This window comes from Nitrospirota bacterium (assembly GCA_035516965.1).
Taxonomy (GTDB): Bacteria; Nitrospirota; UBA9217; order UBA9217; family UBA9217; genus MHEA01.
Genome location: DATIZR010000077.1, coordinates 1 through 5,983, shown reverse-complemented (window position 1 = coordinate 5,983; position 5,983 = coordinate 1). Strand labels below are relative to the sequence as shown.

Here is a 5,983-nt window from a genome sequence, read left to right as displayed (position 1 = left end):
TCCTCCCTCTCGGAAAACAACGGGCAGATCAGTATCGACGGTACGGCGTTCACGAACAATGACGTCGTTCATTTTGTCGACAACCTCAAGGCCGATCCCTCTATATCGGATGTCTTCCTGCAGGAGACGGCCCAGATTTCCCAGGAAGGCGTGGAGCTGTATCGCTACAAACTGCAGTTTATCTTCAAGGGAGTCTCATGACGCCGCTTCTCGCTAAAATAACGACGCAAATCCAGAAGATCCCGACGAAAACCAGGATTTACGCGTTTGTCGCATTCCTCCTTGTCCTCGGCGTCCTCTTCATCTATTTCTACCATATCCCCATGACCGACCAGATCAAGCAGCTCGAGAAGGATGTGGCAGGCCTCCAGGTGACCATCCGGGCCAATGACGACAAGATCAGGAAACTGGCCGAACTCAGGGCGGAGGTCAAGGGGCTGGAGGCACGCCTCAAACTGCTTACCGAGCAGCTCCCGCCAGGCTCTGAAGTGTCCGGCCTTCTCGTGCAGATCCAGAACCTTGTGAACCAGTCCGGGCTTTCGTTGAAGCTGTGGAGGCCTGACCGTCGGCGGGCGCATCCGAGCGGCCTGTACGAAGAAATCCCCATTACCATGGACCTCGTCGGCAGCTACCATGATGTGGCGCTCTTCTTTGACCGTGTCAGCAAGTTGACGCGGATCGTGAATATGCTGAATCTCAGAATGGGCGGGGCGTCCCGGAACAAGGCCGGCGCCATGGACATCCATATCAGCTGTATGGCCATGACGTTCGCCGCAGTGGAGAAAAAGCCTGATGTACCCAATGTACCCAAAAAAGCCAATTAGCATGCAGGGCATCCTCCGGATCGCCATGCCGCTCGCAATCGTTCTGTTCGCGGGATGCTCCGAACCGGCGAAGGCGCCCACGCCTGTTGGCGGGAGCCAGCCGGTCAAGAAACAGGCGATCGCCTCCGCGCCGATCACGACGACGGAAGCGCCGAAGCCCGTGGAAAATGCCCCTCCGGTTTACAGCTACAATCCGGCCGGCCGGCGCGATCCCTTCGCTCCCATCATCGAGAAGGAGCTCACGAAAAAGGCTGCCAGCAGCGAGAGGCCTCCCTTGGAGCGCTATAACATATCCGAGTTCAAACTAAGCGGGATCATATGGGGCGGCTTCGGGTACAACGCGATGCTCGAGGGGCCTGACGGTAAAGGGTATTTTGTCCGGGTCGGCACGATCCTGGGGCCGAACCGGGGTACCGTCAAGAAGATCACGCAGTACTCGCTCGTGATTGAGGAAAAATACAAGACCTATACCGGCGAAACGGAGCGCAAGGAAATTATAATGGAACTCCGGAAAAAACAGGAGGCGATGCCATGAAGTATGAACGACGGCGCCTGATCGTATCGATGATAATCCTCGTCTTTCTCGTCCAGATGTTCTCTGGGTGCGCTGCAAAGTCTCCTGCAATCGGACAGGCCGGGGCGATGGTTACCATAACCAAGATCGAGTCCCGCGATGCTGACGGCAAGACAGAGATCGTGATCGAAGGGTCCGAGCCGATTCTTCAATACACCTCCTTTCAATTGACGGAGCCCCTCAGGCTGGTTGTGGATGTAGCCGACGCCGATGTCAGGAAACTGCAGGAAAAGATCCCGGTTGGCAAGGGCGCCGTCGTCGATATATCTCCGAGCCAGATGGACAATACAGCAAGGCTCGAGATCGGCCTGAACCAGACCGTTGATTCGAAGCTCTACCAGGCGGGCGGAAAGCTGATCGTGGAGATCGCCAAACCAGCGGAAGAGGCCGTGAAGCCCGCTCCGCTCCCTGCTGCTACCGCGACGGCCGAGACAACAGCTCCAGTGGAACCGGTTGCTGCCGCTGCGGTGGAAGGTCAAAAGCAGGAAGCCCCGAAGCCCGAAAAAGGCACGGCTTCCGTTGTATCATCGGTGAAGGCCACCGCCGGGAAGGGCGGCGTCAAGGTGATCATAGCCGCCAATGGCACCATAGTCCCCAACACGTTCATGATCGACGGCAAGAGGCTGGTGATCGATATCCCGGGAACGCAGAGCAAAGTACGGCCGAGCGTCATTCCCGTGCGGAAAGGCGGGCTCGACAAGGTCAGGGTCGGCCAGCATGCGGCGCCCGACAAGAAAGTGCGCGTGGTGCTTGACCTCACGAAGCCCATGACCTACACAGCCACGCCCGAAGCGAACACGCTCGTGATAGCACTGGCATTAGCGCCTGCGACCGCGGCTGAAGAGAAGAAGCCCGAGGAAAAAGCCGCGACAGCGCCGGAGAAGGCCGCTGCTCCGGAAGCGGAAAGAACCGTGGAGGCCGAGAAGGAAGCAGCTACCCCAGCCCCTGAAGCGCCAGTCCCCCTTGCCGCAGCTCCGGCTCCCGCGGCGAAGCGGACGGCAGTCGTGAAGCCGGCAGCAGCGGAGCCTGAGGCTTTGATCGGCGGAGGGAAGTTCTCGGGGAGGAGGATCTCGCTTGACCTCCAGGACGCCGACCTTATCAATGTGCTGCGTCTCTTTGCCGACGTGGCGAATTTGAACATTATCCTGTCCCCCGATGTGAGGGGCAAGGTGACGGTGCGCATGGTGAACATCCCCTGGGATCAGGCCATGGACATCATCCTCAAGATGAACGGGCTCGGCTTCGTCCTGGAGGACAATATCCTGCGCATCGCGTCCGTCGGAGCCCTGACGAGAGAGGCCGAGGACGAGTCCCGGGCAAAGGAAGCCAAGAAAAAAGCGGAGGACCTGATCACCCGCATGGTCTCCATCAATTATTCGAAGGCCGCGGAGGTCAGCGGGACACTGAAAAAGTCGCTCTCCGCGCGCGGGGAGATCGTCGTGGATGACAGAACCAATACACTCATCATCAAGGACATTTCGCGGAACGTCGATGAGGTGCTGGCCCTTGTCAAGCTGCTGGACAAACCCATACCGCAGGTGATGATCGAGGCAAAGATCATAGAAGCCTCGACCACGTTCAGCCGCGACATCGGCATCCAGTGGGGAGGCACGGCGGTTGCCGATGCGGCCCATGGCAATGCCACCGGTTTCACGTTCCCGAATTCGATCGGCGTTACGGGCGGGCCGGGCATGGGCGCCACACCCTCGGGCAACGGCAATTTCCTGATAAACATGCCGGCGGCAGCCGGTCCGGGCGCGGGCGGCGCCATCGGCTTCACGTTCGGATCCATCACCAAGGCTCTGAACCTTGATCTCGTGCTTTCGGCCATGGAGTCGACGGGCGAGGGCAAGGTCATATCCTCGCCGCGGATCAGCGCGCTCGACAACAAAGAGGCAAAGATCTCGCAGGGCGAGTCCATTCCGTATTCCACCTCGATCTCAGGATCGACCCAGGTCCAGTTCATCGACGCGAACCTCGAGCTGACCGTCACCCCGCATGTAACGCCGGACCACAAGGTATTCATGAAGATCAAGGCGAGCAAGAACGCGCCTGACACGTCGCTCCTCGCACCCGGCAGTCAGCCTGCTATCAAAAAGAACGAGGCGACGACCGAGATTCTGCTCTCCGACGGAGAGACCACGGTCATCGGCGGCATCCTGGTCATTGACCGAGGATATACGATCCACAGCGTACCCTTCTTCGGAGACATACCTCTCATCGGATGGCTGTTCAAACAGAAAACGTCATCGGACAATAAGACGGAGCTCCTTATCTTCATTACGCCGAAGATCGTAAGGCAGGAGACGATATAGGCCAAGGTACTGTGGGAGCAATCCCCGCAAAATTGTGAAACGGATTACCCATCTAGTAAGTTCCAGCAATGGTTGTAAAACGCGAAGAACTGATCGCACAGTACCAATGACGTGAAAAAGCATATAGTTGCCGAGTGGCAGTGAAAGGCATTGAAGTTGCATAAAAATTACTGTCTGAGAGGTTAGACGATGAAACTGACCGTAAAGGTGATTGCAATTCTCCTCATGTCGGCAATGACCATACCTGTTTTTATGATGCACGGTTGCGGGAACAATAATACGACTTTGAACGGTGGCTCGTGCGGCGGCTGCTCAAATAGTCCTGCACCCTTTGGGTCGACGATAGTGGCAACAACACTCTCGGGTGCTCCTTCAGCGGCGACGGGCACCTGTTATCCCAGGGTGAGTTTCACGGTTCTTGGCTCTGACGGGAAACCCATGAGCGATATATGTATCGAATTTTTCACAGACGGAGCAAGCGCTATCGCCAAAGCCCCGGAAGCACCAGCCAGTTGCAATGAGGCCAGTCTTGCACCACTGACATCATTGGTAACACGAACGAATACGAGCGGAGTTGTCGTACTTGAGTTTCTCGTCCCTTCATCAACGGCGGGAACTACATTTTTTGTTGAAGGTGCATCGTGCGCGATCTCCACGGTAGCGGCAACGCCCGGTTCTGTCTAGCGCACGACCTGTGTGTTCTGGAGGTTCTCGATGAAGCTGAATAAACTTTCATTCGTGATCTTGTTGATGTTCTTGGGCGCTTTGGCAGCTTGCAAGGCTTCGAGTGTGGATTCAAGCAGCCTGGGCAATGTGATAGTCGGCGGGAGCGGAGGCAATGCCTCAGCCCTCATACTGACGGCGACTTCTCCATCCATCGCCCCATTGGGCACGACGAACATCACGGCGCGTGTCGTGGACAGCCTCGGCAATAACGTGCCCGATGGTACGGTCGTATCCTTTTCTTTTACTCCCGGCGACCAGGTAAAGGCCAGCTTGTCCGCGGGTAGTGCGGTTACGGCAGGTGGTACGGCCTCAGTGACGCTTACTGCCACTATATTCTCGAACGCCATAGCGACCGTCAATGCGAAAGCCGGCAGTGCGACGGGTAGTATAGCTATTACAATAACGGCGGGGGTCGGGGGGGGCAGCGTGGCCGTCTCAGCTGCGCCGTCCACGATCACGGTCAACGGCACCTCCACGATAACGGCAACGGTAAGAGACGCGGGAAATGCCTTGCTGCCTAACGCAAGCGTGAACTTCAGCCTGAGCAACAATACGCTGGGATTGCTTTCACTTACGACGGCAGTGACGAATTCTCTCGGTGTGGCAACAACGATTCTGACCGGAACCAATCAGGGCAGCGTGACAGTCACCGCGGCTGTCCCGTCGCTGGGCGCGACTTCGGGCCAGACAAATGTAACCATCAATCCTGTGGCGACGGTGCCTACCCTGACGATTTCATCGACCTCCTCGTCTATCCTGACATTCTCAACGACGACCATCAATGTTTCGCTGAGCGGCTTTACGCCTCCAGATACTATTGTTGGTCAAACAATAAATTTCTCCGTGGACAACCCGGGTGTTGTCACTCTCTCGGCTTTGTCAGCCGTAACGGATGGCTCCGGTCTAGCTTCTATCACGTTGACGTCAAAAGGATTGGTCACACCGGTAAAAGTGACGGCTTCGTTCGCTGGACCACCGGTCGTCAATGCGGGCACAACTCCTGGAACTGCTTTTACAACGATCACGATCGCTTCCGCCCCGCCGGACAACATAGTCCTGACTACAAATCCGACGCCGTCCATCTCCGTGTTCGCAACGGCCACGTTGAGCGCGTTTGTCACGGGCAACAGCAAGAGCGTTCCCGACGGGACCCTGGTCACCTTCATATTGAACGATACCACCAAGGGAAGTCTTTCTTCTACCATAGGCTCGACTGTGAACGGGATTGCTACCACGACTTTTGTCGCAAACAACAACGCCGGCTCGGTTTCCCTGTCAGCAGTGTCAGGCAGCGCAAGCAGCCCTGCTGCCACCCTCCTCATTGCCGCGGCCCAGACAGGAAGCATTCAGTTCGTATCTGCAACTCCGCAGGTCATAGGAATAGCGGGTACAGGTCAGGCGTCTACGTCAACCGTGATATGGAAGGTCCTGGATATAAATGGAAAACCCGTCGTTGACGGAACAAGAACTGATTTTACGATGCTCGGTCCGGGAGGCGGAGCGTATATAGGTGCGAATGCCGGTCAGACAATAGCGACAAGCGG

Annotated in this window: 6 protein-coding genes; 5 read left to right on the top strand and 1 reads right to left on the bottom strand. The window is 56.9% G+C overall.

Going from position 1 to position 5,983, the window contains the following annotated elements:
• From VL197_12055 to pilQ, 4 genes are all read left to right on the top strand, one after another.
• Window positions 1–201 (top strand): PilN domain-containing protein (locus VL197_12055; GenBank protein ID HUJ18713.1); only part of this gene is annotated, 201 nt, incomplete at its 5' end.
• Complete coding sequence (gene pilO, locus VL197_12050) at window positions 198–824, top strand: type 4a pilus biogenesis protein PilO (protein HUJ18712.1); 627 nt, start codon at window positions 198–200, stop codon at window positions 822–824. The genes VL197_12055 and pilO, both read left to right, overlap by 4 nt.
• 1 nt (window position 825) lies before the next feature.
• Window positions 826–1,359, top strand: coding sequence for a pilus assembly protein PilP (locus tag VL197_12045; protein ID HUJ18711.1), 534 nt, complete (start codon window positions 826–828; stop codon window positions 1,357–1,359).
• Window positions 1,356–3,713: a type IV pilus secretin PilQ gene (gene pilQ, locus VL197_12040; protein ID HUJ18710.1), complete on the top strand. Its 2,358-nt coding sequence runs from the start codon at window positions 1,356–1,358 to the stop codon at window positions 3,711–3,713. Before VL197_12045 ends, pilQ begins: the two co-directional genes overlap by 4 nt.
• A gap of 680 nt (window positions 3,714–4,393) precedes the next feature.
• On the opposite strand, the gene VL197_12035 is transcribed toward pilQ, so the two are convergent.
• Window positions 4,394–4,768, bottom strand: a complete 375-nt coding sequence (locus tag VL197_12035) for a hypothetical protein (GenBank protein ID HUJ18709.1) — start codon at window positions 4,766–4,768, stop codon at window positions 4,394–4,396.
• Between the two features lie 97 nt (window positions 4,769–4,865).
• Here VL197_12035 and VL197_12030 point away from each other — a divergent pair.
• Window positions 4,866–5,983, top strand: a 1,118-nt coding sequence (locus tag VL197_12030) for an Ig-like domain-containing protein (protein HUJ18708.1), incomplete at its 3' end; no start/stop codon positions are given.